18 protein-coding genes are annotated in these 23,466 nt (G+C 63.9%); 6 read left to right on the top strand and 12 right to left on the bottom strand.

Translation table 11 applies throughout. The annotated features are described in order from the left end of the window. The first annotated feature begins 4 nt into the window (after window positions 1–4). Entirely contained in the window at window positions 5–787 is a 783-nt protein-coding gene (locus tag ACGYLX_RS13860; protein WP_394442463.1) for an IclR family transcriptional regulator, read from the top strand. 40 nt (window positions 788–827) lie between these two features. Here ACGYLX_RS13860 and ACGYLX_RS13855 read toward each other — a convergent pair whose 3' ends face one another. The 6 genes from ACGYLX_RS13855 to ACGYLX_RS13830 form a co-directional block, all read right to left on the bottom strand. Beyond that, complete coding sequence (locus ACGYLX_RS13855) at window positions 828–2,891, bottom strand: catalase (RefSeq protein WP_394450233.1); 2,064 nt, start codon at window positions 2,889–2,891, stop codon at window positions 828–830. A gap of 102 nt (window positions 2,892–2,993) precedes the next feature. Next, window positions 2,994–4,040, bottom strand: a complete 1,047-nt coding sequence (locus tag ACGYLX_RS13850; RefSeq protein WP_394450231.1) for a glycosyltransferase — start codon at window positions 4,038–4,040, stop codon at window positions 2,994–2,996. Next, window positions 4,037–4,600, bottom strand: a complete 564-nt coding sequence (locus ACGYLX_RS13845) for a class I SAM-dependent methyltransferase (RefSeq protein ID WP_394450229.1) — start codon at window positions 4,598–4,600, stop codon at window positions 4,037–4,039. The genes ACGYLX_RS13850 and ACGYLX_RS13845 overlap by 4 nt, the downstream gene beginning before the upstream one ends. Further along, window positions 4,600–5,298 carry a PIG-L deacetylase family protein gene (locus ACGYLX_RS13840; RefSeq protein ID WP_394442474.1) on the bottom strand — a complete coding sequence of 233 codons (699 nt, stop codon included), beginning with the start codon at window positions 5,296–5,298 and terminating at the stop codon, window positions 4,600–4,602. Before ACGYLX_RS13840 ends, ACGYLX_RS13845 begins: the two co-directional genes overlap by 1 nt. After that, on the bottom strand, window positions 5,295–6,383 hold the full coding sequence (locus ACGYLX_RS13835; RefSeq protein ID WP_394450227.1) for an acyl-CoA dehydrogenase: 1,089 nt from the start codon (window positions 6,381–6,383) through the stop codon (window positions 5,295–5,297). Before ACGYLX_RS13835 ends, ACGYLX_RS13840 begins: the two co-directional genes overlap by 4 nt. A gap of 174 nt (window positions 6,384–6,557) precedes the next feature. After that, complete coding sequence (locus tag ACGYLX_RS13830; protein ID WP_394442480.1) at window positions 6,558–7,187, bottom strand: glutathione S-transferase family protein; 630 nt, start codon at window positions 7,185–7,187, stop codon at window positions 6,558–6,560. Between the two features lie 135 nt (window positions 7,188–7,322). Here ACGYLX_RS13830 and ACGYLX_RS13825 point away from each other — a divergent pair, with 135 nt between their 5' ends. Next, the gene (locus tag ACGYLX_RS13825; protein ID WP_067265105.1) at window positions 7,323–7,826 is read left to right on the top strand and encodes a CinA family protein; all 504 of its coding nucleotides are present in this window, start codon (window positions 7,323–7,325) and stop codon (window positions 7,824–7,826) included. Further along, a complete protein-coding gene (locus tag ACGYLX_RS13820; RefSeq protein ID WP_394450224.1) occupies window positions 7,823–9,886 on the top strand; it encodes an NAD(+) synthase in 2,064 nt (687 codons plus the stop codon). Before ACGYLX_RS13825 ends, ACGYLX_RS13820 begins: the two co-directional genes overlap by 4 nt. A 6-nt stretch (window positions 9,887–9,892) precedes the next feature. Here the strand turns inward: ACGYLX_RS13820 and ACGYLX_RS13815 are convergent, their stop codons facing one another. Continuing rightward, the gene (locus tag ACGYLX_RS13815; protein WP_067265100.1) at window positions 9,893–11,113 is read right to left on the bottom strand and encodes an MFS transporter; all 1,221 of its coding nucleotides are present in this window, start codon (window positions 11,111–11,113) and stop codon (window positions 9,893–9,895) included. A gap of 291 nt (window positions 11,114–11,404) precedes the next feature. Between ACGYLX_RS13815 and ACGYLX_RS13810 the strand changes: the two genes are divergently transcribed. The 3 genes from ACGYLX_RS13810 (at window position 11,405) to ACGYLX_RS13800 (ending at window position 17,274) form a co-directional block, all read left to right on the top strand. Then, window positions 11,405–12,514, top strand: coding sequence for an efflux RND transporter periplasmic adaptor subunit (locus tag ACGYLX_RS13810; protein ID WP_394450222.1), 1,110 nt, complete (start codon window positions 11,405–11,407; stop codon window positions 12,512–12,514). Then, on the top strand, window positions 12,511–15,630 hold the full coding sequence (locus tag ACGYLX_RS13805) for an efflux RND transporter permease subunit (RefSeq protein ID WP_394450220.1): 3,120 nt from the start codon (window positions 12,511–12,513) through the stop codon (window positions 15,628–15,630). Before ACGYLX_RS13810 ends, ACGYLX_RS13805 begins: the two co-directional genes overlap by 4 nt. An 84-nt stretch (window positions 15,631–15,714) precedes the next feature. Further along, the gene (locus tag ACGYLX_RS13800) at window positions 15,715–17,274 is read left to right on the top strand and encodes a phospholipase D-like domain-containing protein (RefSeq protein WP_394450219.1); all 1,560 of its coding nucleotides are present in this window, start codon (window positions 15,715–15,717) and stop codon (window positions 17,272–17,274) included. A 3-nt stretch (window positions 17,275–17,277) separates the two neighbouring features. Here ACGYLX_RS13800 and ACGYLX_RS13795 read toward each other — a convergent pair whose 3' ends face one another. The 5 genes from ACGYLX_RS13795 to ACGYLX_RS13775 form a co-directional block, all read right to left on the bottom strand. Continuing rightward, window positions 17,278–18,513 carry an OpgC family protein gene (locus ACGYLX_RS13795; protein ID WP_394450217.1) on the bottom strand — a complete coding sequence of 412 codons (1,236 nt, stop codon included), beginning with the start codon at window positions 18,511–18,513 and terminating at the stop codon, window positions 17,278–17,280. After that, complete coding sequence (gene mdoH, locus ACGYLX_RS13790) at window positions 18,500–20,305, bottom strand: glucans biosynthesis glucosyltransferase MdoH (RefSeq protein WP_394450215.1); 1,806 nt, start codon at window positions 20,303–20,305, stop codon at window positions 18,500–18,502. Before mdoH ends, ACGYLX_RS13795 begins: the two co-directional genes overlap by 14 nt. A 5-nt stretch (window positions 20,306–20,310) precedes the next feature. Then, window positions 20,311–20,481: a hypothetical protein gene (locus ACGYLX_RS13785; protein WP_394450213.1), complete on the bottom strand. Its 171-nt coding sequence runs from the start codon at window positions 20,479–20,481 to the stop codon at window positions 20,311–20,313. Beyond that, entirely contained in the window at window positions 20,478–21,977 is a 1,500-nt protein-coding gene (locus ACGYLX_RS13780; RefSeq protein WP_394450397.1) for a glucan biosynthesis protein, read from the bottom strand. Before ACGYLX_RS13780 ends, ACGYLX_RS13785 begins: the two co-directional genes overlap by 4 nt. 397 nt (window positions 21,978–22,374) lie before the next feature. Then, window positions 22,375–23,403, bottom strand: a complete 1,029-nt coding sequence (locus ACGYLX_RS13775) for an Ldh family oxidoreductase (RefSeq protein WP_394450211.1) — start codon at window positions 23,401–23,403, stop codon at window positions 22,375–22,377. Between the last annotated feature and the right edge of the window lie 63 nt (window positions 23,404–23,466).

Here is a 23,466-nt window from a genome sequence, read left to right as displayed (position 1 = left end):
GTGATTGGAAAAGAAGCAAAATACCCTCTACGTCGGGTCGCTTGCCAAGGGGCTGCGGCTGCTCCGCGCCTTCGATGAATCGCATACGGAATTGTCGTTGGTCGAGCTTGCCGCGCGCAGCGGATTGGACAAGAGCGCGGTTCAGCGGCTGGCGAATACGCTGCATATCGAGGGCATGTTGGAAAAGGATCCGGCCACGCGGCGCTACCGCCCGTCCCATGCTTGGTTGGAGCTGGCCTATGCCTATTACTGGTCGGATCAATTGGTCGGGCAGGCGATTCCCAAGCTGATCGACCTCAGCCAAGAGATCGGGGAGACGGTGAACCTGGCCGAGCTTTCCAAGGACCATATCATCTATGTTAGCCGCTTGCCCTGCCAACGGACCTATTTCGCGGCGACGGTGATTGGGCGGCGGCTGCCTGCGCTTTCAACATCGGCGGGGCGGGCGATCATCTCGACCTTCTCGCCCGAGGACCGGGAAGACGCGATCGAGACTTGGCCGCTCAAACCCTTCACCGCGCGCACCACGATGGACCGCGCCACGATCCGCAACAGCATCGGTGAGGCCGTGCAGCAGGGCTATGCGATCTCCAGCGATCAGATGATTTTGTCCGAGATCGGGGTGGCCTGCCCGATCACCGGCCCCGATGGGCGGGCCTTTGCGGCGGTGCAATGTTCGGTCTCGGCGCATACTTGGACGCGGGAGCGGATCAGGGCCGAGATTCTGCCGCGCCTTCAGGACACGGCGAACGCCATTTCACCATCGTCACAGGTGCATCGGCGCTAGAAAAAGGGCCGGGGCATTGCCGCCCCGGCCCGATGTTTTTTTATTCCCAGTTCAGCTTTTCTTCGCGCTGCCAGAACCGAAGTTTGCGGCAGGTCTGAAGGAACGTGTCCGCATTATCGGCAGAGACCTCCATCATGCCCTCGTCCTTCTCGACCCCGGCGGCGTTGAGCAGCGGATCGGCGGCGGTGGTCCAAGCGATGAACTTGTTATGCGCAAAGGCGTCCGAGACGAAATCCTGCGCGGGTTTGTTCTTGGCGATCTTGTCGGCTTTCTCATTCCCGAAGACCAAGGCCACCGCGTCAAAGACCACCGACGGGCCGCCGTCGATCTTCTCATCTGCTTCGCGGGTGCTGCCGTCCGAAAGGGTCACCCCTTGGATATGCGGTGTCACGATGGCCACCATCGCGCCTTCATCGGCAAAGGCTTTTTCCAAGGCTTCCACCACCGAGGCATCCGCGCCTTCGGTCAGGAACAGACCCAGCTTGCGGCCCGCAAAGCTGTTCGGCGCGTTCTTCAGAATGCTGAGCGCGTCGGACGGCGGCAGATCGGTGATCGGCTCCCGCGCGGGTTTGGCGGGGTCCGGCATCTCGGTCACGCCCAAGCCTTCGGCCACCTGTTTCGCCAGATCGTCATGCACGTTCATCAGATGCGAGAGCATCCGCAGGCGAATGCGTTCTTCCTGACATTTCGACAGCTCGAAGGTATAGGCCGCCGCGATGTGCTGCTGCTCGATCTCGGTCTGGCTGATGTAGAACTGCCGCGCCTGGCTGTAGTGGTCGGCGAATGTCTCGGACCGCACGCGCTGTTTCGTGCCTTCCACCTCTGCCGGGTAACTCTGGAAGCCAATCTCTGGGTTCTCGCGCGGGCCGCCATCCTCGCCCCAGCTGTTGGGCTCGTAGTTCACGCGACCCTTGGGATTGTGCATCGCCATATGGCCGTCTTGCTGGAAGTGGTGGAACGGGCATTTCGGCGCGTTGATCGGGATATGGGTGAAGTTCGGCCCGCCGAGACGTTTGAGCTGCGTGTCGAGGTAGGAGAAGTTCCGCCCCTGTAGCAGCGGGTCATTCGTGTGGTCGATCCCGCGCACGATGTTCTGGGTGCAAAAGGCCACCTGCTCGGTCTCGGCGAAGAAGTTGTCGACATTGGCATCCAGCGTCAGCGTCCCGATGATGCGCACCGGCACCTGCTCTTCGGGGATGATCTTGGTGGCATCAAGGATGTCGAACTCGAAGTTATCCGCGAATTCATCGTCGAAGACCTGAATGCCCAGATCCCACTGCGGATAGTCGCCCGCGTCGATGGCATCCCACATGTCGCGGCGGTGGAAATCCGGATCCGCGCCGTTGATCTTGAGCGCTTCGTTCCAAACAACCGATTGCAGACCCTGCTTGGGCTTCCAGTGAAATTTAACGTAATGCGATTTGCCCTCGGCATTGACCAGCCGGAAGGTATGCACGCCGAAGCCTTCCATAAAGCGGAACGAGCGCGGGATTGCACGGTCGGACATCTGCCACAGCGTCATATGGATCGCCTCGGGCGAAAGCGAGACGAAATCCCAGAAGTTGTCATGCGCCGACTGCGCCTGCGGGAAGCCACGGTCAGGGGCGGGTTTGACGGAGTGGATGAGATCGGGGAACTTGATCGCGTCTTGGATAAAGAACACGGGGATGTTGTTGCCGACGAGATCCCAGTTGCCCTCTTGCGTGTAGAACTTCGTCGCGAACCCGCGCACGTCGCGGGCCAGATCGAAAGAGCCCTTGTTGCCTGCCACGGTGGAGAAACGGGTAAAGGTCGGGGTCTTTTCGCCGACGCGCTGGAAGATATCGGCGCAGGACAGTTCGGGGATCGCTTCCTTTAGCTCGAAATGCCCATGCACGCCGTAGCCGCGGGCGTGAACGACACGCTCAGGAATGCGCTCATGGTCGAAATGAAACATCTTCTCGCGGAAAACGTGGTCTTCCATCAAGACCGGGCCACGCGGACCTGCTTTGAGTGAGTTCTGATCATCCGCGATCGGGCCGCCCTGCGCGGTCGTCATCGTCTTTTCGCGGTCCGTGGTTTGCTGGCGGGGTTCGCCGCCTTTGCCAAGTTCTTTGTCTGTCATGATCTTTCTCCACAGCGCCCCCGGAATATAATCGGGAGGATTTGTTGCTAATATGTGGCGGGCCGAGAGGGCCGCTCCAGAGCCGGCGGTGATTGCCCGACCCTATGAGAGTTCAACCACCCCCGCGGCGAGGGGTTCCGATGCTTTTGCCCGGCGGGCAGGAAAGTTCTCGCGCGGGTGGAGATCTGCGGCCTCCAATGCGAGGGGGGCGGCTGTCTCACAGGTCGCGGACCTGTCCAAAAAGCCCCGCAGAAGCGCGATATGCGCGGGCAGTTCATCGACCGGAATGCGTTCAGCCTCTGGCACCTGCACCGGCCAGCAGCCCAAGGCCCCCCGGCGCAGTTTCTCCAGCAAGCAGCCCGCATCCGGCAAACAGTCATCGGCCAGATAGCCCGCCCCGCTCAGCCGAATGCGCAGCGTATCGGCCATGCCGCCCACCGCGCGCCCGACAAGCCTGCACGAGGCTTCAACCCAGACATCATCCGCGTGATGCACCCGGCGGCCCGCCGCCCGCAGGTCGCGGATGATCGCGCGGTCCTCGCCACAGGGGATCGGGGCGAAACCGCCGACGGCCTCATAGGCATCGCGGGTGAAGCCAAGGCTGGCCCCCGGCGCTTCGCCGTGGCTGTTCTGCAAATCGGCGCAGTTCGGGGCGTGCCGCGCGTAGAGCGTGAGCACCAAGCGGCGGTAGGCCATTTCATGGGCCTCAAACATGGGGTCTTGCTGCGCCAAACAGGCGGCCTCTTCGGGGTTCAGGGTGACCCTGCCGCAGAGGGCATCAAAGCGTTGGAGGTGGTGAATGCTGCGCGCGACCCAATCGGGACTGACGCGGCAATCGGCATCGGTGGTCAGGAACTGGCGCAGATGAGGCATCTGATCGAGCGCCACGGCGCAGCCCCTCCGCCTTGCCGCGCCGACCCCCATGCCGGGGGGAAAGGTGAGGTCGAGCACGGTGAGGTCGATGCCAAGCCGCCCCGCCGCCGCCGTGGCGATCTTGGCGGTGTCGTCATCGGTGTTGTTCACCACAAGGACCACGTGGACACGGTCGTTACACTGGGGGGCGAGGGCGGTGAGGCAATCGCCGATCCGCTCCGCCTCGTTCCGGGCGGGGATGATGATCGCGGTGTCTTTCCAGCGCTCGAAACTCATCTGTCACCCTCCGGAAAGGCGCGGTCGATGCGGTAGTTCTCGGTCTCGCTGACGCAGGTGAAGGCATGGGTGTCGAGCGCCTTGGCAAAGCCGTTCAGCGCCTCTTCCCCTTGCAACGGATTGCCGGTGTCACCGCGCCAAGTCACGCAGATGATCTCGGCCTTCGGCCAGCGGGTCGCAATGTCGCTCGCCAGTTGGGCCAACCCCGAATGATCCAGAAAATAGAGCACTTCGGAGAGGATCAGCAGATCGAAGTCCCCCTCTGGCAGGGGGCCGGGATAGAACCCTTGGACGAAGCGCCCCTCCGGCACCGTTTTGCGCGCGGCGGTCAGGGCGCTGGCGACCGCATCCATCCCGGTATAGCGCGCGCAGATGTCGATCAGGTGGCGCGCCAATTGCCCATTGCCGCAGCCGAGTTCAAAGGCCGAGCGGTAGCCATCCTGTGAAAGCGCCGCCCGCGTCGCGGCGAATTTGGCCTGCTCATAGGCGCTTTGTTCGAACCCCCAAGGATCGCTCGTCTCGGCATAGAGACCTTGGAGATGATCCAACCCCACACCCATCACGGCATCCTCCAAAAAATTTCGTCTTGCTGCGCGAAGAGGTCGATCATCGCCTCGGGCAGAACGAACCCCTCGGGATCGTCCTGCACGACTTGGCCAAGCTGGCTGCGATGCGCGCGGATCGCGGCGCTCTTGGCGTCGCGGTAGGCGGCGGTGTCGAGGGTCAGGGGGGCGTAGCCAGCCGTGTTCTCGGCAAAGTTCGGATCGTCGAAACGGCTCCACACCGGATAGCTATGAAAATGCAGATCGGGGCGCTGCGCGCGCAGCCCGTCGGCCAGTGACGCGGTGGTTTGATGGTCGCAATGTTTGTCTTCGCGGGCCGGGACGAAGATGTGGCGTACCGTTTGCGCGTCGATTACCTGCATCAGCTCGGTCAGGATGGCGTCGGGAGGCACCTCGTGCAATTGGCTGTCGGGATGGCCGAGCCATGTCAAATCCGCTGCGCCGCCACCAAGGAGATCGAGCGCCTCGGCCAGTTCCGCGCGCCGTGTCTCGGCCAATCGGGCCGGGGGCCATGCGCGGGAGCCGGGGTGGCTGGCGCCGCCATCGGTCAGGCAGATGACATGCGCCCCGGCCCCTGCGAAAGCGCGCGCCAAAAGACCGCCGCAGCCGAGTGTTTCGTCGTCCGGATGCGGCGCCAGAACCACGATCTTTTCGCGGCCCGACAGAGCCTCGGCGAGGGGGGCGTTGTGGCTCATCCAAAGACACCCCAAACCGTCTGGTCGCTTGAAAGCGCATGGCGGGCGGCGCGTTGCAGGAAGGCATCGCGCGCGGCTTGGCGCAGATAGACCGAAAGATCGCGCGCCATGCGGCCCGTCTCGGAGGTTCCGGTGAAATGCCGCAACCCTAGGCTCTGCTCCACCGCTTTGATCGCGTCGAGGGCGACCTCCTCAGTATAAATTCGCGCGGCGATCGAGGTGCTGACGAGGGTCTCCTCCGCGTGGTCATCCGCGTTGGCGAGAGCGGCGCGTTCGACCAATGCCATTCCGGCCCATATCCGCATCAGCACCTGCATCAAGCGGCTCAATTGGGCCTCGGCCTCAAGCCGGTCCATGTCCCGCAGAGCAGTGGCCGCCGCATCAATCAACCCTGCCGCCGCGCCCGCCTGAAGCGCCGCGATCCGCCAGACGCCGCCGACGAAATGCGGCTCTTTCAGATAATCGCCGGGGGCGCCGATAAGCGCGTCATCCTCAAGAGGCAGGCCGGAAAAATCATATGTCCCCGAGGCCGTCGCCCGCATCCCCAGCATGTCCCATTGCGAGGCATCGCCGCGCGCGGGCTCGGTCACATCGATCAGCGCAAGCTGCACTTCGGGGCCGGAATTGAGCGAGACGAGCGCATGGGTGACAGTGCCGAGGCCGGAAGCAAAAATCTTCTGACCCTTCAAAACACCCTTTTCGAAACGCGCCGGATTGCCGCCATCGGCCCCCCAAACGCCCAGAAGCCCACCTTGCCGGATCACCTGCTTCGCCCGCTCCGCCTGCGCCGCGCTGCCGTATAGGCGGATCAGGCGCAGCGCGTTGACGTGGCCCTCCCATAAGCGGCCGACGCTGAGGTTGGCGGCACCGATCTGCATCAGCGCATGGGCGGTGCGCAAAGGCGCCGTGGCGCCATCTTCCAGCATCAGCCCCGCGTCGCGCAGAATGTCGATAGAGCCGCTGATCGGGGCGGTGCCCGCTTCTTCGGCCCGCGCCGCGTGGCGCAGGGCCTTTCGGGCAGTTTGCGAAAGGATATCCCTTTGCGACTGGGGCGGGAAAGGGTCGAAACGCGGCGCACTGTTCATGGCAGTGCCCGACAGCCGAGCAAGAATACACCTTTGAGATCAAGCGTCACGATACTGCCCCCCATTCGTGAAACGGGCAGCCTGCGCGGGTGGCAGCACTGCCTTCGGGAGCGCAACCGTTCAACTTGTCTTTTGGTTCCCGCCTACGTTGCAGCCGCGGCGGGGGGGCGAATGTCAGCCCTCGGGAATCTCGCCCATCACCTTGGGCACATGGTAGCCCTTTTGCACCGCGTCCCGCGCGCGCAGGCGCTGGTACCACGCACGCACATTGGGATAGTCGGCAAGGTCGATCTGCTGCCATTCATAGCGCGACACCCAAGGCCAGCAGGCCATATCCGCGATGGAATACTCGCCGCAGATATGGTCCCGCCCCTCAAGCTGTTTGTCGAGCACGCCGTAAAGCCGTTTGACCTCGGCCCCGAAACGCTCTTCGGCATAGGCGGCCTTGCCGGGGTTGAAATGTAGGAAGTGATGCGCCTGCCCGGCCGTCGGGCCAAAGCCGCCCATCTGCCACATCAGCCATTGCATCACCTCGGCCCGCGCGGCCTGCCCCTCAGGCAGGAAGCGGCCATGTTTCTCGGCGAGGTAGACCATGATCGCGCCGGATTCCATCAGGCTTACCCCAGTGTCATGGTCCACGATGGCGGGGATTTTATTGTTGGGGCTGATCTTTAGAAACTCGGGCGCGTGCTGCTCATCCTTGCCGATGTTGATGGCATGCACATTGTAGTCGATCCCCAATTCTTCGAGCAGGATCGAGACCTTGCGGCCGTTGGGGGTGGTCCATGTGTAGAAATCAATCATCGCTTCGGTCCCATATGCAGAGGTGCGTTTCGGTTTCTTGCAATGTTAAGCAGGCGGTTTGCGGTGGGTCAACGCGAGGAACCACAGCGGCCTGCGGGGGTTTTGCTTAACAAGGCATCAATTTGCGGAGCGAAGATGCAGAACAGTGACCCCCTAGCGCAGCCCGACATCGCAGATCGCGCGAAATCCGTTTTGGAAGTGCTTTGCGACCGCGACATTCACATCGCCACGGCGGAAAGCTGCACCGGCGGGCTGGTCGCCGCGTTGCTTACGGATATCGAAGGGTGCTCCCACGCGTTCGAGCGGGGATTTGTCACCTATACGGATCAATCCAAGCATGAGCTGTTGGGCGTCGATCGGGCGCTTTTGGACCGCTGCGGCGCGGTTTCGCGCCCCGTGGCGATTGCCATGGCCGAGGGCGCGCAGGACCGCTCAGGCGCGCAGATTGCCGTCTCGACCACCGGGTTTGCCGGGCCGGGCAGCGCCGAGGATGAAGAGGGGCTTGTGCATTTTGCGCTTGCACGCGAGGGGTGTAACACGGTTCATCGGGCCGAGTCCTTTGGAGCCATTGGCCGGGATGCGATCCGGCAGCGATGCCTTGAAACGATTTTGGATATGTTGGAGGAGAGCCTGACGTGAGCAAGAGCCAAGCCGCCGCCTTTACCGCCTACCACCGTCATGGCTTTGTCCGGGTGGCGACCTGCACGCCGCATGTGCGGCCCGCCGATGTGGCCTTCAACCGCGACAGCCTGTTGGACGAAATGCGCCGGGCCAATGCGGCGCGGGTGGATTTGCTGGTTTGCCCCGAACTGTCACTCTCGTCCTATGCCATCGACGATCTGCACATGCAGGACGCGCTGCTGACGGCGGTGGAAGAGGCGCTTGGCGACCTGATCGAGGCCAGCGCCGAGATGACCCCCGTGATCCTGCTCGGCGCGCCACTGCGCCGTGAGGGGCGGCTTTACAATTGCGCCATCGCCATTTCACGCGGGCAGGTGCTGGGCGTGGTGCCGAAATCCTACCTGCCCAATTACCGCGAGTTCTATGAGAAACGCTGGTTTGCCCATGGCCGGGACACCGGCGGAGAGATCACCGTCGCGGGCCGGCGAGTGCCCTTTGGCGATGACCTGATTTTTGAGGCGACGGATCTGCCCGGTCTGATCTTCCATGCCGAGATTTGCGAAGACCTCTGGACGCCGGCGCCGCCCTCGGCGGATGCCGCGCTTGGGGGCGCCTTGATCCTCGCCAATCTCTCGGCGTCCAACATCGTGATCGGCAAATCCTCTGACCGTCACCTGCTGTGCCGGTCGCAATCCACGCGCGCCTTCGCGGCCTATGTGTACTCCGCCGCCGGGCCGGGGGAGAGTACGACCGATCTGGCGTGGGACGGGCAGGGGATGATCCATGAGTTGGGCGATCTTCTGGCCGAATCCACCCGTTTCCCGCTGGAGCCGGAGCTGACCATCGCCGATGTGGATTGCGGGCGTATCCAGTCCGAGCGGATGCGGACGGGCAGTTTCCATGATGCCGCGCGGCACCGCGCGCCGGAATTCCGCCGGGTGACCTTTGCCCATCAGCCGCATCACGAAAACGCCGGACTGATCCGCCCGGTGCGCCGTTTCCCCTATGTGCCGAACCGCGAAAGCCATCTCGACCAAGACTGCTACGAGGCGTTCAACATTCAGGTCGAAGGGCTGCGCCGCCGCTTTGAGGCGACCAAGGGCAAGACCATGGTCATCGGCATTTCCGGCGGGTTGGATTCAACCCATGCCCTGATCGTGGCGGCGAAAGCCTGTGACCGTATGGGCATTCCGCGCGACCGGATCCTCGGCTTTACCATGCCGGGCTTCGCCACCTCCGAGGGCACCAAATCCAACGCGTGGAAATTGATGCAGGCCATGGGCATCACCGCGGATGAGATCGACATTCGCCCCGCCGCCCGCCAGATGCTTGAGGATATGGATCACCCCTTTTCGGACGGGGAGCCGGTCTATGACATCACCTTTGAAAACGTCCAAGCCGGGCTGCGCACCGATTATCTCTTCCGGCTCGCCAACCAGCGGCAGGGCTTTGTCATCGGCACCGGCGATCTGAGCGAATTGGCGCTTGGCTGGTGCACCTATGGCGTGGGCGACCAGATGAGCCACTATGCCGTGAACACCGGCGTCCCGAAAACGCTGATCCAATATCTCATCCGTTGGGCCACCCGTTCGGGCCAGTTCGACGCTGAGACGGACAAGGTGTTGCAAGCCATTCTGGACACCGAGATTTCGCCCGAACTGGTGCCCGCGGGCGAGGATGAAGAGATTCAAAGCACCGAGTCGATGATCGGCCCCTATGAGTTGAACGACTTCTTCCTCTTTCACACCATGCGCTACGGGCTCGCCCCGTCAAAGGTGGCCTTTCTGGCGTGGCACGCTTGGCATGATGTCGAGGCGGGGCGCTGGCCTGAGGGCTTTCCGCAGGGCAAACGCAACGCCTATGATCTGGAGACGATCCGCCACTGGCTCGAAAAATTTCTGCATCGCTTCTTTGCCACCAGCCAGTTCAAACGCTCGGCCCTGCCGAATGGGCCCAAGGTCAGCGCCGGGGGGGCATTGTCGCCGCGCGGGGACTGGCGCGCGCCGTCGGATTCTGTCGCCACCCCGTGGCTGGAAGAGCTGCGCAGCAACGTGCCAGAGAGCTGGCCCCAGAGCTAAGCCGCGCTATTCCTCGCGGCTCAGCTCGCCTTCGACAAAGTTGGGGGTCAGCGGCGGTGCCGCGTGGCGTTCTTGGGTTTCGGGATCGCTGCGCAGGGTCATGCGCAGCAGCCCCCAGGCCACGATGGTCAACTGAAAACCGCCAAGCGCCAGCGGCAGGCCGCGCGGCCCCAGTGTATCCAGCAGCACACCCGCCAGCAGCGGCCCGATTGCGGCGCCAATCCCCTGCATCAGCACCAACCCGCCCGAGACGGCCACCACCGCCGAGCCGGGGGCGCGGTCGTTGACATGGGCGATGACGATGGATTGCGCAGGCAGAACCAGCCCGCCGATGGCAAACCCCAGCACCAGCAGCATCGACCCCGAAGGGGCGGGGATCGGCAGGGTCAGCATCATCAAAGCACCGCCCGCCGCCGCCAGTCCGACGCCCAAGCCCCGGCGGCTCATCCGGTCGGAAACCCAGCCCAGCGGGAATTGCAGCATCAGCCCCCCGATGGTGAAGGCCGCGATCAGCAGGGCGATGCGTGATTGGGTATAGCCCATCTCCTGCGCGAAGAGCGGTGCCAGACCGTAGAACGTCCCGATAGAGGCCCCGACCAGCCCCGCGCTGACCGCCCCGTAGGGCGACAGCCCCCACAGTCGGCGCAGCGATGGCGGCTCCTGCGCGCCTTCCGAGCGCGGCCCCTCTACACGGCTAAGCGAGATCGGCACCAGCGACAGCGACATCACGATGGAGACGAGCACGAAGAGGATGAACTCAGCCGGATCCCCGAGATTCAGCAGGAACTGCCCCGCCGCACCAGAGGCCATGCCGACCATACCGTAGACCGCCAGCAATTTGCCCCGTTGCGCGGAACTGACCGAAGCGTTAAGCCAGCTTTCCGTCACGATGATCAACCCGGCAAAGGCAAAACCGGTGAGGCAGCGCACGGCGATCCAGACCCAAGGGTCGATGAAAGCCAAATGCATCAGCGCCGCGGCGGAGGCGACAGAGGCAAGTGCGGCAAAGGTTCGGATATGGCCCACCCCGCTGATCAGCCGGGGTGCCACGAAGGAGCCCACGCTCAGCCCCGCGAAAAATCCCGACATGATGAGGCCGGTGGTCGCCCCGCCAAACCCTTCGAGCCCCGCGCGCACGGCCAAAAGCGTGCCCTGCAACCCGTTGCTCATCTGCAAAAGCGAAAAGCCCAGTAGCAGTGTCGCCAGTGGTAGAACCGTCGCGCGCATGATGTCCCCTTGGTCTTTGATCCGGCTTGGGCCAGAATATGTGCGGCGGAAACGGAATTTCTAGTAATCAACCCCATTGCCCTTCCACCGGGCAGGCTTCCGCGCCATAGTGATAGCAGCCAGCGGCCCCTTCGGGGAATGCCCAGCCAGTGATCAAGCAGAATTGACGTGCCTTTTTGGGGCCGATGCTCAATTATGCGCCTCGTAACATATTTTGAAAGCGCATCCCCCGTGAAAGCCCTGCGCCAATTTTTCGTATTTCTGCTGGTTCTCGTTGCGGGTCTTTACGCGATGTTAACCTATGTCCCCGCCTCCCGCCTCTATGTGGCGGAGACCGGCTTGCTCGATCTTCTGGGGATCGAGGAGGTCGCGGAGGCGCCACAGGCCTCTGGCCGGGGCTGGGGCGGCGGCGGGCCGTCGCTGGTCGTCACCGCCGGGGTCAGCGAAGAGACTTTGGCCGACCGGATCACCGCCATCGGCGACGGGCGCGCGCGCCGCTCCGTCACGCTGCGTTCCAACGCCGTGGGGGTCATCACCGACCTGAACTTGCCCGCCGGGCAGTTGATCAAGGCGGGCACCGTTGTGGCCCTGTTGGAGAATGAGGCCGAGCAGATCGCCCTGAAGCAAGCCGAATTGCAGCTTGAAAACGCCCAGACCGAGCAAGACCGCGTGGAGCGGCTGCAAAACACCGGCGCGGTCAGCGAAGTGCGCCTGCGCGAGACGGAATTGGCCCTGCAAAGCGCCGAGCTTGCGCTCAGCCAAGCGCAGTTCGATCTGTCGCAACGCCGCATCCTCGCGCCAATCTCAGGCTGGGTGGGGATCACCGATATCGAAGAAGGTGACCGCGTCAATGCGCAGGATCAACTCGCCACCATCACCGACCGCAGCGAGATCCTGATCGATTTCCGCGTGCCTGAACGGGTGGTGAGCAAGCTCTCTTTGGGCAAGGAAATCACCGTCACCCCGCTTGGCATGCGCGATTTGACCCTTACGGGCGAAGTCAGCGCCATCGACAGCGTGATCGACCGCGCCAGCCGCACGCTTCTGGTGCAGGGCCGCGTGCCGAACGAAGGCGACCAGCTGCGCGCGGGCATGGCCTTTTCGGTCAGCCTGACCTTTGTCGGCGATCCGTTTCTGGCGATCCCGCCGCTGGCGGTGCAATGGTCCTCGGACGGGCCGTTTGTCTGGACGGTACGGGAGGGCAAGGCGCACCAAGTCGCGGTCGAGATCGCACAGCGCAACAGCAATTCGGTGCTCGTCCTGTCGGATGATCTGACCGCCGATGATGTGGTGGTGACCGAAGGCGTGCAAACCCTCCGCGAGGGCGGCGAGGTGCGTGAGGTCAACCGCGCGGGCAGCGTGCAGTCAGATGCCGCCCCGGCTGAGAAGACAACCCTATGAGCGCCGCCCCGACCGAAGACGCCACGCCGCCTGCGAGAACCGCCTCGGGCACCGCGCTATTCGTGCGCCGCCCGATCCTCGCCTTCGTGCTGAATGCGCTGATCGTGCTGGCGGGCATTGCCGCGCTTTTCGGCGCGGAGGTGCGGGAATTGCCCAATGTCGACCGGCCCGTGGTCACGGTCACCACAACCTTCTCGGGCGCCTCCCCGGAATCCGTCGATCAGGAGCTCACGGGGCGGATCGAAGGCGCCGTGGGCCGGGTTTCTGGCGTGCGGGCGATCTCATCGAACTCGCGGTTTGGCCGCAGCCGGGTCACCTTGGAGTTTAACGACAGCACCGATATCGACGTGGCCGCGACCGATGTGCGCGATGCAGTGGCGCGGATCGTGAACCAATTGCCCGAAGGGGCCGACCAGCCGCAGATCGTCAAGGCCGATGCCAATGCCCAGCCGGTGATGCGCATCGCCGTGACCTCCATGGGCCGCTCGCCGGAGGAGTTGACCAAACTGGTGCAGGACCGGGTCGAAGATCGGCTGATCTCGGTCAACGGGGTGGCGGATTTGCAGGTCTACGGCGACCGTGAGCCGTTTTTCCGCGTCGATATCGACCAGTTGGAACTGGCCAGCCGGGGCCTCACCCTCGGAGACATCCAGCGCGCCCTGGCCGATGTGGCCTATGACGCGCCCGCAGGCGATCTGGCGGGCGACCGTCAGTCGATCAGCGTGCGCACCACGGCCAGCGTTGTCACCACACAGGCGTTCGAGGCGATGGAGATCAAGCAGAACGTCCGGCTCGGCGATGTCGCCAGCGTCACGCTCGGCCCCGCCGAAGGGGAGACGATCCTGCGTGCCAATGGGCAATTGGGTCTCGGCATTGGCATCATCCGGCAGGCCACGTCGAACACGCTTGAGATCTCGCGCGATGTGCGCGCCGTGGTGGGGGAGTTGAACGAAACCCTGCCCGAGGATGTGCGGATTTTCGTGACCTCGGACGATGCGACCTTTATCTCAGGCTCGATCCGCGAGGTGCTCTCAACGCTGGCCTTTGCCGTGGGCATCGTGGTGGCGGTGATCTTTGTCTTCCTGCGTGATTTCCGCGCCACGCTGATCCCGGCGCTGACCCTGCCCGTGGCGCTGATCGGCACTTTGGCGGCGATCTATCTGGTGGGCTTTTCGATCAATATCCTGACCCTTCTGGCGCTGGTTCTGGCCACCGGGATGGTCGTGGATGACGCGATTGTGGTGCTAGAGAATATCGTGCGCCAACGGGCGGCGGGCATGGGGCCGCGCGCGGCGGCGGTGCTGGGCACCTCGCAGGTCTTCTTTGCGGTCGTCACCACCACGGCCACGCTGGCGGCGGTCTTTATCCCGCTGTCGTTCCTGCCCGGACAGGCGGGTGGGCTGTTTCGGGAGTTCGGCTTTACCCTCGCCATCGCGGTAATGCTGTCCTCGGTCGTGGCGCTCAGCCTTTGCCCGGTCTTGGCGAGCCGCTTGTTGACCAAACCCGCGGCCGAGAACCCGCGCGGCCCTGTCGTGTGGCTTGGCAACCTGCTGTACCGCGCCTATGCGGCGACGCTTAGATGGGCGCTGGCGATGCCCTATGTCGTGGTGCTGATCGCGGCCTTCGTCGCGCTGACGGCGGTGCTGGTCTCGGGCGAGATCCGGCAAGAGCTGACCCCGCGCGAAGATCGCGCCGTGGCCCTGCTCAGCGTCTCGGCCCCGCAGGGCGTCTCACTTGATTATACCCAAAGCAAGATGCGCGAGATCGAAGACCTGATCACCCCGCTGCAAGAGGCCGGAGAGGTGACGAATATCTTCTCCATCACCGGGTTTGGCGCGGACAATCGGGGTTTCATGGTGTTCACGCTCGCCGGATGGGAAGACCGCGCGCGCAGCCAAGATGAGATTGTGGGCGAGATCAACGGCAAGCTGCGCGGCATCGTGGGCGTGCGGGCCTTCGCGATCCAGCCGAACTCCCTCGGCATTCGCGGCGCGGGGCGGGGGCTGTCATTCGCCATCACCGGCAATAATTACGAGCAACTGTCCCAAGTGGCACAGGCGATGGTCGACCGGTTGAGCGCGAACCCGGCGATGGGGCAGGTGCGGCTGGAATATGAACGCACGCAGCCGCAGCTTTTCGTGCAGATCGACCGGACGCTGGCTGCTGACCTCGGCGTCGACATCACCGGGCTGGGGCAGGCTTTGCTGGCCATGCTCGACGGGCGTGAGGTGGCATCGGTCTTTATCGACGACACCAGCTATGGCGTGCAGATGCTGTCGACCTCGGACCCGGTGAACGACCCGCGCGACCTTGAGAACGTCTTTGTCCAATCGGGCAACGGGCAGATGATTTCGCTGGCCAGTTTCGTGACGCTCGAAGAACGCGCCGTCGCGCCCGAGTTGGACCGGGAAGGGCAGAACCGCTCTGTCGAGATCTCCGCCGGGCTGACCCCGGGCCTGTCACTGGGCGATGCGCTGGAACAGGTGCGCGCGGTCGGGCAAGAGGTGTTGGAGGATGAAAACCTGATCGTGCCGCTGGCCGAGGCCGCCGCCTTGGATCAAACCAGTTCGGGGCTTTTCGTGACTTTCGGCTTTGCGATCCTCGTGGTTTTCCTTGTCCTCGCCGCGCAGTTCGAAAGCTTCATCTCTGCCATCGTGGTGATGGCCACGGTGCCCTTGGGGCTGGCCTGCGCGATCTTCGCGCTGCTGATGACGGGGCAGAGCCTGAATGTTTACAGCCAAATAGGGCTGGTCATGTTGATCGGGATCATGGCCAAGAACGGGATTTTGATCGTCGAATTTGCCAACCAATTGCGCGACCAGGGGGCGGATATCCACGAGGCGATCTTTGGCGCCTCCACCATCCGCCTGCGTCCGGTGATGATGACGATGACCTCGACCGTCTTGGGCGGCGTGCCGTTGATCCTTTCGGCGGGTGCGGGGGCCGAGGCGCGCGAGGCGCTTGGCTGGGTGATCGTCGGGGGGCTGGGCATGGCCACGCTCTCGACCCTCTATCTCACCCCGGTCGCCTATTTCCTGCTGGCGCGGTTCACCACGCCCAAAGCTGCCGAGGAAGCCCGTCTTCAGGCCGAGCTGTCTGAGGCGCAACCGGTCTGAGCCTGCCCGATATTTACGCATCGATGCAACTTCGCGCGGGAATGGGCGTTTAGCCCTGTAGGATCGAAGAGAGAGGGACAAAACGTGCAGGGCGATTTGGAACTGGCTAAGACGAACCACCCGCAAGCGGCCAACGGCCAAAGCCTGTTCAATGACAAGACCACATGGCGCGTCGCCCGGGCCGATCGGTTTGGCCTCATCGTCGATGCGGCGGATTATTTCCGTGTCTTGCGCGAGATTTTCCTCGGGGCGCGGCAGCAGTTGATGCTGATCGGCTGGGATTTCGATTTCGAGCTTGAGATGCTGCCGGGCGAAAGTGACGAAGACGGCAACGCACCCGACAGCTATCCCAACCAGCTTGGCGCTTTTGTCGAGGCGGTGGTGGAGCGGACGCCGGATCTGCATGTCTACCTGCTGAAATGGAACGGCGCTGTGCTGGCCGCGCCGGGGCGATTGGTGCCCTCACTGGCGCTGAGCCTATTCGGTGGCGACCGGATTCACTTTGCCTTGGACGGCCACCACCCCTTCGGCGCCTGCCACCACCAAAAAATCGTCGTGGCCGACGATGCCTTGGCCTTTTGCGGCGGGATCGACGCGACCGAAGACCGGTGGGACACGCCCGACCATCTGCCGCACGACCCGCGCCGCCTGCGCAAGGATGGCACGCCCTCTGACCCTTGGCATGACGCGACTTCGGCCATGTCCGGCCCCGCCGCCGCCGCCTTGGGTGAGCTTTCGCGTCGGCGTTGGTTCCGCGCCACGGGGGATGAGATCGCGCGCCCTGAGGATGTGCCCATGTCCGAATGGCCCGAAGACCTGCCGATTGATGCCGAAGGCGTCGAGGTGGGCATCGCCCGGACCGAGCCGCCTTTTGACGAAGAGCCGATGATCAATGAGATCGAACGCCTCTATATCGCGGGGATCCAATCGGCGCGTGACTATATCTATATTGAATCGCAATACCTCGCCGCCGCCTCGGTTTGCGACGCGCTCAAGACGCGGTTGGCCGAAGAGGATGGGCCGGAGATCGTCATCATCAACCCGCGCGATGCGGAATCCCAGTTGGAAGACGACGCCATGCATGTGCTGCGTGAGCGGCTTGTGGAAGACCTGAAACGCGCGGATCACCAGAACCGTTTCCGGATCTATTTCCCCGTCACCGATGAGGGGGAGCCGATCTATGTCCATGCGAAGATCATGATCATCGACGATCATCTTTTGCGCCTCGGCTCCAGCAACCTTAACAACCGCTCCATGGGGTTTGATACCGAGTGTGACGTGGCGATCGAACACCCAGCGAAAGTGATCGAAGGGTTCAGAACCCGCTTGATTGCCGAACACCTCGGCCTGCCGCCCGAACGTGTGGCCGAGGTGATGGAAGAGAAGAAGTCGATGATCGGGACCATCGAAACCCTCAACCGCAAGAAGGGCCGTGGCCTGCGGGCGGTGTTCCGGGGCAGCGAGACTGTTGTCGGTGGATTCCTCGCCAACACCCGCTTGCTCGACCCGCGCTACCATCCGGGCGAAAACACCGCCACCGGGCGGGGCATTCGCCCGCGGCACATGGCACTGATCGCGGGCGGGCTGGGGCTTGCATGGCTTGCGTGGCGCAAATGGGGGCGCAGCGACGATCGGCGTTGGTGAAGGCTACGGGGCGGCTTCTACGGTTTGTGCTTTAAGCGAGACGGGTGCGGGTTCAGCCGGTGCGGCAAGCACCTGCCGCGAGGTCTCTGCAATCCAAGCGATGCCATAGAGCGCCGCCGTTCCGACAACAGGCAGAACCCACGGCATCCACTGCGCTTCGGGCCGTGCCATCATCGCAACCTGACAGATCAGCGCCAGAACGGTGCCGCTGGCAAAGACCAGCAGCCCATGCCGACCGATCAACCGGACGGGGCTGGCCATTGCATGGGCCGAAAGGCGGGTGACGGTCTGCAACTGTGACAGGAAATATCCCAGGGCCAGAATGTGAACGAACCGCGGGGCGGAGAGATAGGTCTTGTCGTGCGAAGTGATGTTGAAGGGCACCCCGGCCTCTCTCATATGATGCATTTGGAGGTTCAGGAAACGGCCCAAACCCGGCACATAGCGCCATGCGAGAACGCCCAGCAGGATAGCGACGGACAGCCAAAACAGCGCTTGCGAGTTCGGGAAAAATCGGTAGCCCTGCCGCTGGCTTAGGCCCACCAGCAATCCGCAGACAAAGATCGCCTGCCATGCGAAAGGGTTGAAGAACCAGCCGCCGGGGTTGGGGTAGTTCGGCAGGTTCAGCCGGAAGACACCGGTCAGCAGCCAAAGCACCAGCGACAGCGCGAGAAGCAGGCGCGGCCAGCGCAGCCCCAGCATGATCGCCGCCGGGGCGCAGATCAGCAGGACGGAATAGGCGGGCAGGATGTTCACATAGCCGAACTGATGCGTCAAAAGCGGAATGCCGATCACGCTTTGGGTCGGATTTTGGAAGACCTGCCGCATGTTGATCTTGGTCAGGAACGCGGCCTCTGTCGTGATCTGGAAGGCAGCGGCGAAGATGCCCAAGGCCACTGCTGAGAGCAGGAGTTGCACCACGTAAAGCGACCACGCCCGTTTCCACAGGGGCGCGATGGCGCGCCAGAGGCCGTGGCGCACCCTGCCTCGCGCGATAAAACGCGGCGTATAGGCCAAGCCTGCGGCGATGCCGGACATGAGGAAGAACGCCTCTGCCGCGTCCGCGAAACCGAGGTTGCGAATGGTCAGGGCCTCATAGGGGTTGCCCGGGACGTGGTTGATGAAAATCATCACCAGCGCCAGCCCGCGAAACAGGTCGATGCGCGGATCGCGGGCGGATTTGGGAACCGCGCCGGCAGCCCGAGCGGCGGGCGATAGCCCGGTTTTAGGCGGTGGCATGGGGCAGATCCGCCGGTTTGGGTTCTGGCATCAGATGCTCGTCATTCCACGTCAGCCGCCAGACATCGCAGATACTGTCGTATTCGGCGACGACATCGCGCGGCGCGGCATCCTCGGGCACGGCGAAAAGCCCGCGGGGCAGGGGGCGGGAGGTCCAGGCGATGAGCAGCGGCGCCAGCAGCATCGGGACCGCGACGGGCAGCAGCCAGACGGTCAGATCGGGCGCGACCCATTGTACCGCCGCGAGGATCACCGCCCCGATGAACACGATCCACCGGCCCGCCGCCCAGCCATCGGCCAAACTCAACTGGCCCTCGTTGCGCTGGTTGGCGGGCCAGCCGCCGTCTTGGCCCGACAGCACCTGCATCACCGCGCGACTGTGGTAGAGCAGCATCAGGGGGGCCAGAAGCGTGGTCAGCACGATCTCGGTCAGCACCGAGAGCGCCATCCGCAAAGCACGGCCAAAGTCGCGTGCCCGGTCGGTCAGAAGTGCATGGATCAGGATCAGCAGCTTTGGCACCACCAGCAGCCCCAAGACGCCCAAGGCCAGCAGCGTGATCTCGCGCGCGCTGGTATCGGGGAAGACGGGGAAAAGCTGATAGGGGCCGGGGAAATACTCCGGCGGCGGCGCGTAGAGCGTGCTGATCGCCGAGGTGATCAGAAAAGCCGCCCAGAGAAGCGAAACCACATAGGCGGTCACATTCTGCAAAAAGACAAAGCGGCTCCACCCCGCCAAGCCGGGCGCAAAGATCAGCCGCGCATGTTGCAGGTTGCCTTGGCACCAGCGCCGCTCGCGCCGCGCGAAGGAGAGGACGTTTTCGGGGCCCTCCTCAAAGGAGCCGCTCAAGGTCTCATCCACCTCGACCTTCCAACCCGCGCGGGCGAGCAAGGCCGCCTCGACATAATCGTGGCTCAGGATATGCCCGCCCAAGGGCGGCGGGCCGGAGAGTTCGGGCAGGCCACAGCTTTCGGCAAAGGCGCGGACGCGGATGATTGCGTTATGGCCCCAAAACGGCCCCGTCGCCCCCTGCATCCGGGCAAGGCCACGGGTGAAGATCGGCCCGTGGAACCACGAGGCGAACTGCAAAGCGCGGCCAAAGAAAGACCGCGCGCCGATGATCTTGGGCAGGGTTTGCAAGAGCCCTAGCTGCGGATCGGCCTGCATCCGCGCGATCATGGCGCGGATCGTCTCGCCCTCCATCAGACTGTCGGCGTCAAGGATCACGGCAAAGTCATAGGCCCCGCCGTAGCTGCGAATGAACTCTTCGATATTGCCCGCCTTGCGGCCCGCATTGTCCTGCCGTCTGCGGTAGAAGATGCGCCCTTGGCCCTCGGTCTCGCGCAGCAGACGGGCGAAGGCGAATTGCTCTTTCCCGGCCAGTGCGTCATCGCGGGTGTCGGACAGAACGACGAAATCCGCCGTAACCCCGGCTCGGGCGACGGAGCGGTCAATCGCGGCGATGCGGGCGAAGGTGGTCAGCGGGTCTTCGTTGCAGATGGGCACCGCGATCACCGTGCGCGGCTGGGGTGCCTCAAGCGCGGGGCGGGGCGGCGTTGATCTGCCGCCGAAAAGCCCGATGAGCGCCAGTGACGCGCCCCAAGCCAACCAAGCGGTGGTGGCGAAAACGAGCAGGGCGCGGAGGCCGTCCCAGCCGCTGAACCCATCCCGCGCCGCAGCCTCGGCCAAAAGGGTCGCGGCAAGGGCTGCGGAGCCGAGCGACAACAGCAGGGCGACCGCCCGTGCAAAACGGGTCGGGCCATCCGCCGCGATCTGCCTGTGCTGGGGTGCCATGGTGCTCAGGCCTTACGCCGCAGCAGAAATTCCCGCGCAAGGTCGGCGAGCCCGGCCAGATGGCCGCGCCGTTCCAAGCTCTGCCGTGGCATCGCAAGCGGGGCGGCGGGCGGCATCCAGTTCTCGGCCTCGCCAGCCATTGCGGAAGTGGGGGTCGTCGCGTTTTGAAGGGTCATGCGTTGATCCATTGGTACACCCATGTCTCTGTCAGATTGCGGTCATATCCCGATAGAACTGCCTTGATCTCGACGATGGCATCAGGCTCGGCGCGCAGTTCCAGCACCAGACGCCATTCGTCCCTGCCATCCACCCGGCTTAGGATCGCCTCAACGATCTCGCCGTTTTGTGCGCTGGTGACGGGTTCAAGCTCGGCGTCGCTCGGCATATCGCTAAGCTGTCCGCCGGCGAAGTCGATGACGAATTTGCGGGTCTCGGTGTCCGCCTCAACACCCGCCACCCCGCCATGGCCCGAGCGCAGCCGTACCACGCGACCAAGGGTCTGCGGCGTCGCGCCCGGCGGGGTCATCCCCCAGTGCATGCGGTAGCCGTAGGCCAGTTCATCGCCCGCGCGGGTCTCCCCTTCGGGGATCCAATAGGCCACGATATTGTCATTGCCTTCCAGATCCGAAGGTATCTCGACCAGCCGCAGCGTGCCTTTGCCCCAGTCGCCCATGGGTTCGATCATCAGCGAGGGGCGGCGTTCGTAATGGGCCTGCGCGTCGAGGTAATGCTCAAAGTCCCGGTTGCGCTGCGCCAGTCCGAAAGACCGCGGGCTCTGCGCCCCGAAATAGGAACTCGCCAAACGCGGCGGATTGTTCAGCGGGCGGCAGAGGGTGGTATCCTCGCCTGTGTTCAGCACCAAGACTTCGCTGTCATGCACCGCGGGGCGGAAATCGTCGAAATTCCCCTTATCCGCGCCATTGTGCAAAAACATCGAGGTCAGCGGCGCGATGCCAAGCTGTTTGATGTCTTCGCGCAGGAAGAGCCGCATGGTGACTTCGACGGTGGTGTCTTCGCCCGGTGTGATCACGAATTGATAGGCCCCGGTCACCGAGGGGCTGTCGAGTGCGGCATAGATCGTGGCGCTATCGTCACCCGGTTCGGGGCGGCGCAGCCAAACCTCGCTGAAGCGGGGGAATTCCTCGCCTTCGGGCAGGCCGGTGTTGACGGCCAAGCCCCGCGCGCTCAGCCCATAGAGCGTGTCCTTGCCCAAGGCGCGGAAATAACTCGCCCCTTGGAAGACGATCAATTCATCGAAAATATCGGCCCGGTTGAGCGGGGTGTGCAGGCGGAAACCGGCGACGCCCGGCATCACGGCATTGGGCGGGATCGACTTGGCGAGTTCTTCGTCGTCATACTCAAAATCGGCGGTGGTAAAGCCCATCGGTTCCACCGCGTCGCCCCGGACCTCGTTGATTTTCACCGCTTCCTTAAACAGCCAGCCGGGGTGGAAGGCGTGCAGCCTGAAGGCCACGCCCTTTTCCTGCCAGCGGGCCTGCTCGGGCCGGAACCGGATGCGTTGGTAGGCGTCGTAATCCAGATCGGCAAGGAAGCCTTCGACAGGCTTCGGGGCCATATAGGAGGTCTGGGCCAATCGCCGCATATCTTCGACCAGCCCGTCGAAGGTGAAGGAGGCGGCGGGCACCTCCTGCGCCGCGCTGTGCCGCGGCATGAGCGCGGCGGCAAAGGACGCGGCGGAGAGGGTGAGGAACTGGCGGCGTTCTAGGGTTTCGGACCGCTGTTCAATCGGTCGTGCAGTCGGGAAATTCGGCAAAACAATACCTCAGAAGACACGTTAAGAGTGTGCAATTTTTTCCCTATCTAATCTTTTTGCGGAGGCTGGAAACTTGATATTGCAACTATCAGCGGAATGCCGCAGGGCAGCGCGGAAAACCGCCGATCCGCCTGCTGCGCGGCGGGGGCTGCACAAAATTTCGCCTTGATTTCCGTAGGATCGCCGCTTTTTTGTGATATTCGCCCTGCGGTGGCAGCAAGATTTTGCGGCGCTTTGAAGCGGGTTTGGGCGGGACCGCGCCTCACCCCCGCGGGAGGGTGGCGCGCGGAGGGGGTCAGACGGCGTCGAGCCCTTCGGCCAGCAAACGCTCAAGGCTGCGCATTTCGGCCTCCGTCAGGGGAATCCCCTTGGCCCGCGTCTCCGCACGCGCCTTGAAACGGCGCTGCGAGGGCAGCCGCGCGCCTTGGCCAGTGATCGCATCAAAGAGGGTTTCCGCCCGCGCGAAGGGATCGCCGGGGCGGCCTGCGGCAAACGTCTTGGGGTCGAAGGCGATGATCAATTCGCCATGCGCGGGCGCGAGGGTGAGCGCGCCCAAGGCCTCGCGCGCTTCAGGGCTGGTCAGGTCACCGATCATCACCCCAGCAAGCAATTCGATCATGGTCGAGATGGCCGACCCCTTGTGCCCGCCGAAGGGCAGCATGGCCCCGGCGAGGGCGGCTTCGGGGTCGGTCGTCGGGCTGCCATCGGGTGCGATGGCCCAGCCTTCGGGCAGGGGCGTGCCCGCGCGGCGGTGCAATTCGATCTCCCCCCGCGCGGCGACGCTGGTGGCGAAATCGAAAACGTAAGGGTCGCCCCCTTCCCGGGGCCAGCCAAAGGCGAAAGGGTTGGTCCCCATCAAGGGGTCGGTGCCGCCAGAAGGGGCGACGCTGGCATAGCTGGGGCACATGGCCATGGCCGCGAGGCCCATCTCGGTCAGCGCCTCGATCTCGGGCCAGAGGGCGGCGAAATGGGTGCAATCGTTGATCACCATGGCGGCGATTCCCGTCGTGCGGCAACGCTCTGCGAGCACCGGCGCGCCTGCCTCAAAGGCGGCGTTGGAGAACCCACCGCCCGCGTTCACCCGTACGATTGCGCTGTCGTCTTGGGTCACCTGCGGCACGGCGTCGGGAACCACTTTGCCTGCTTTGATCGTGCGCAGGCAGCCTTCGATCCGGTAGATGCCGTGCGATTTGCAGGCATCGCCTTCGCCCGCGACAATCACCCGCGCGAGGGCGGCGGCATTTAGGGGCGACAGGCCCGCGCCTTGGAAAATCCGAATGACCATCGCGGTCAGGTCATCGTGAGAGAGGGTTGTGTCGGCCATCTGGATCCTCGCAGGGCTTGGGTTGCAATCATGCATACATCATGTATGCAGATGCGGAGAGAC

Source organism: Sulfitobacter sp. 1A13496 (assembly GCF_043557225.1).
GTDB lineage: Bacteria > Pseudomonadota > Alphaproteobacteria > Rhodobacterales > Rhodobacteraceae > Sulfitobacter > Sulfitobacter faviae.
The sequence above is the reverse complement of the archived record's forward strand: the minus strand, read 5'-3'. Positions and strand labels throughout refer to the sequence as shown.

Bases quoted from the DNA above. Each gene is read 5' to 3' on its own strand.
- ACGYLX_RS13855 (WP_394450233.1), bottom strand. From the start codon at position 2,891: ATGACAGACAAAGAACTTGGCAAAGGCGGCGAACCCCGCCAGCAAACC.
- ACGYLX_RS13850 (WP_394450231.1), bottom strand. From the start codon at position 4,040: ATGAGTTTCGAGCGCTGGAAAGACACCGCGATCATCATCCCCGCCCGG.
- ACGYLX_RS13845 (WP_394450229.1), bottom strand. From the start codon at position 4,600: ATGGGTGTGGGGTTGGATCATCTCCAAGGTCTCTATGCCGAGACGAGC.
- ACGYLX_RS13840 (WP_394442474.1), bottom strand. From the start codon at position 5,298: ATGAGCCACAACGCCCCCCTCGCCGAGGCTCTGTCGGGCCGCGAAAAG.
- ACGYLX_RS13835 (WP_394450227.1), bottom strand. From the start codon at position 6,383: ATGAACAGTGCGCCGCGTTTCGACCCTTTCCCGCCCCAGTCGCAAAGG.
- ACGYLX_RS13830 (WP_394442480.1), bottom strand. From the start codon at position 7,187: ATGATTGATTTCTACACATGGACCACCCCCAACGGCCGCAAGGTCTCG.
- ACGYLX_RS13825 (WP_067265105.1), top strand. From the start codon at position 7,323: ATGCAGAACAGTGACCCCCTAGCGCAGCCCGACATCGCAGATCGCGCG.
- ACGYLX_RS13815 (WP_067265100.1), bottom strand. From the start codon at position 11,113: ATGCGCGCGACGGTTCTACCACTGGCGACACTGCTACTGGGCTTTTCG.
- ACGYLX_RS13810 (WP_394450222.1), top strand. From the start codon at position 11,405: ATGTTAACCTATGTCCCCGCCTCCCGCCTCTATGTGGCGGAGACCGGC.
- ACGYLX_RS13805 (WP_394450220.1), top strand. From the start codon at position 12,511: ATGAGCGCCGCCCCGACCGAAGACGCCACGCCGCCTGCGAGAACCGCC.
- ACGYLX_RS13795 (WP_394450217.1), bottom strand. From the start codon at position 18,513: ATGCCACCGCCTAAAACCGGGCTATCGCCCGCCGCTCGGGCTGCCGGC.
- mdoH (WP_394450215.1), bottom strand. From the start codon at position 20,305: ATGGCACCCCAGCACAGGCAGATCGCGGCGGATGGCCCGACCCGTTTT.
- ACGYLX_RS13785 (WP_394450213.1), bottom strand. From the start codon at position 20,481: ATGACCCTTCAAAACGCGACGACCCCCACTTCCGCAATGGCTGGCGAG.
- ACGYLX_RS13780 (WP_394450397.1), bottom strand. From the start codon at position 21,977: ATGCCGCGGCACAGCGCGGCGCAGGAGGTGCCCGCCGCCTCCTTCACC.
- ACGYLX_RS13775 (WP_394450211.1), bottom strand. From the start codon at position 23,403: ATGGCCGACACAACCCTCTCTCACGATGACCTGACCGCGATGGTCATT.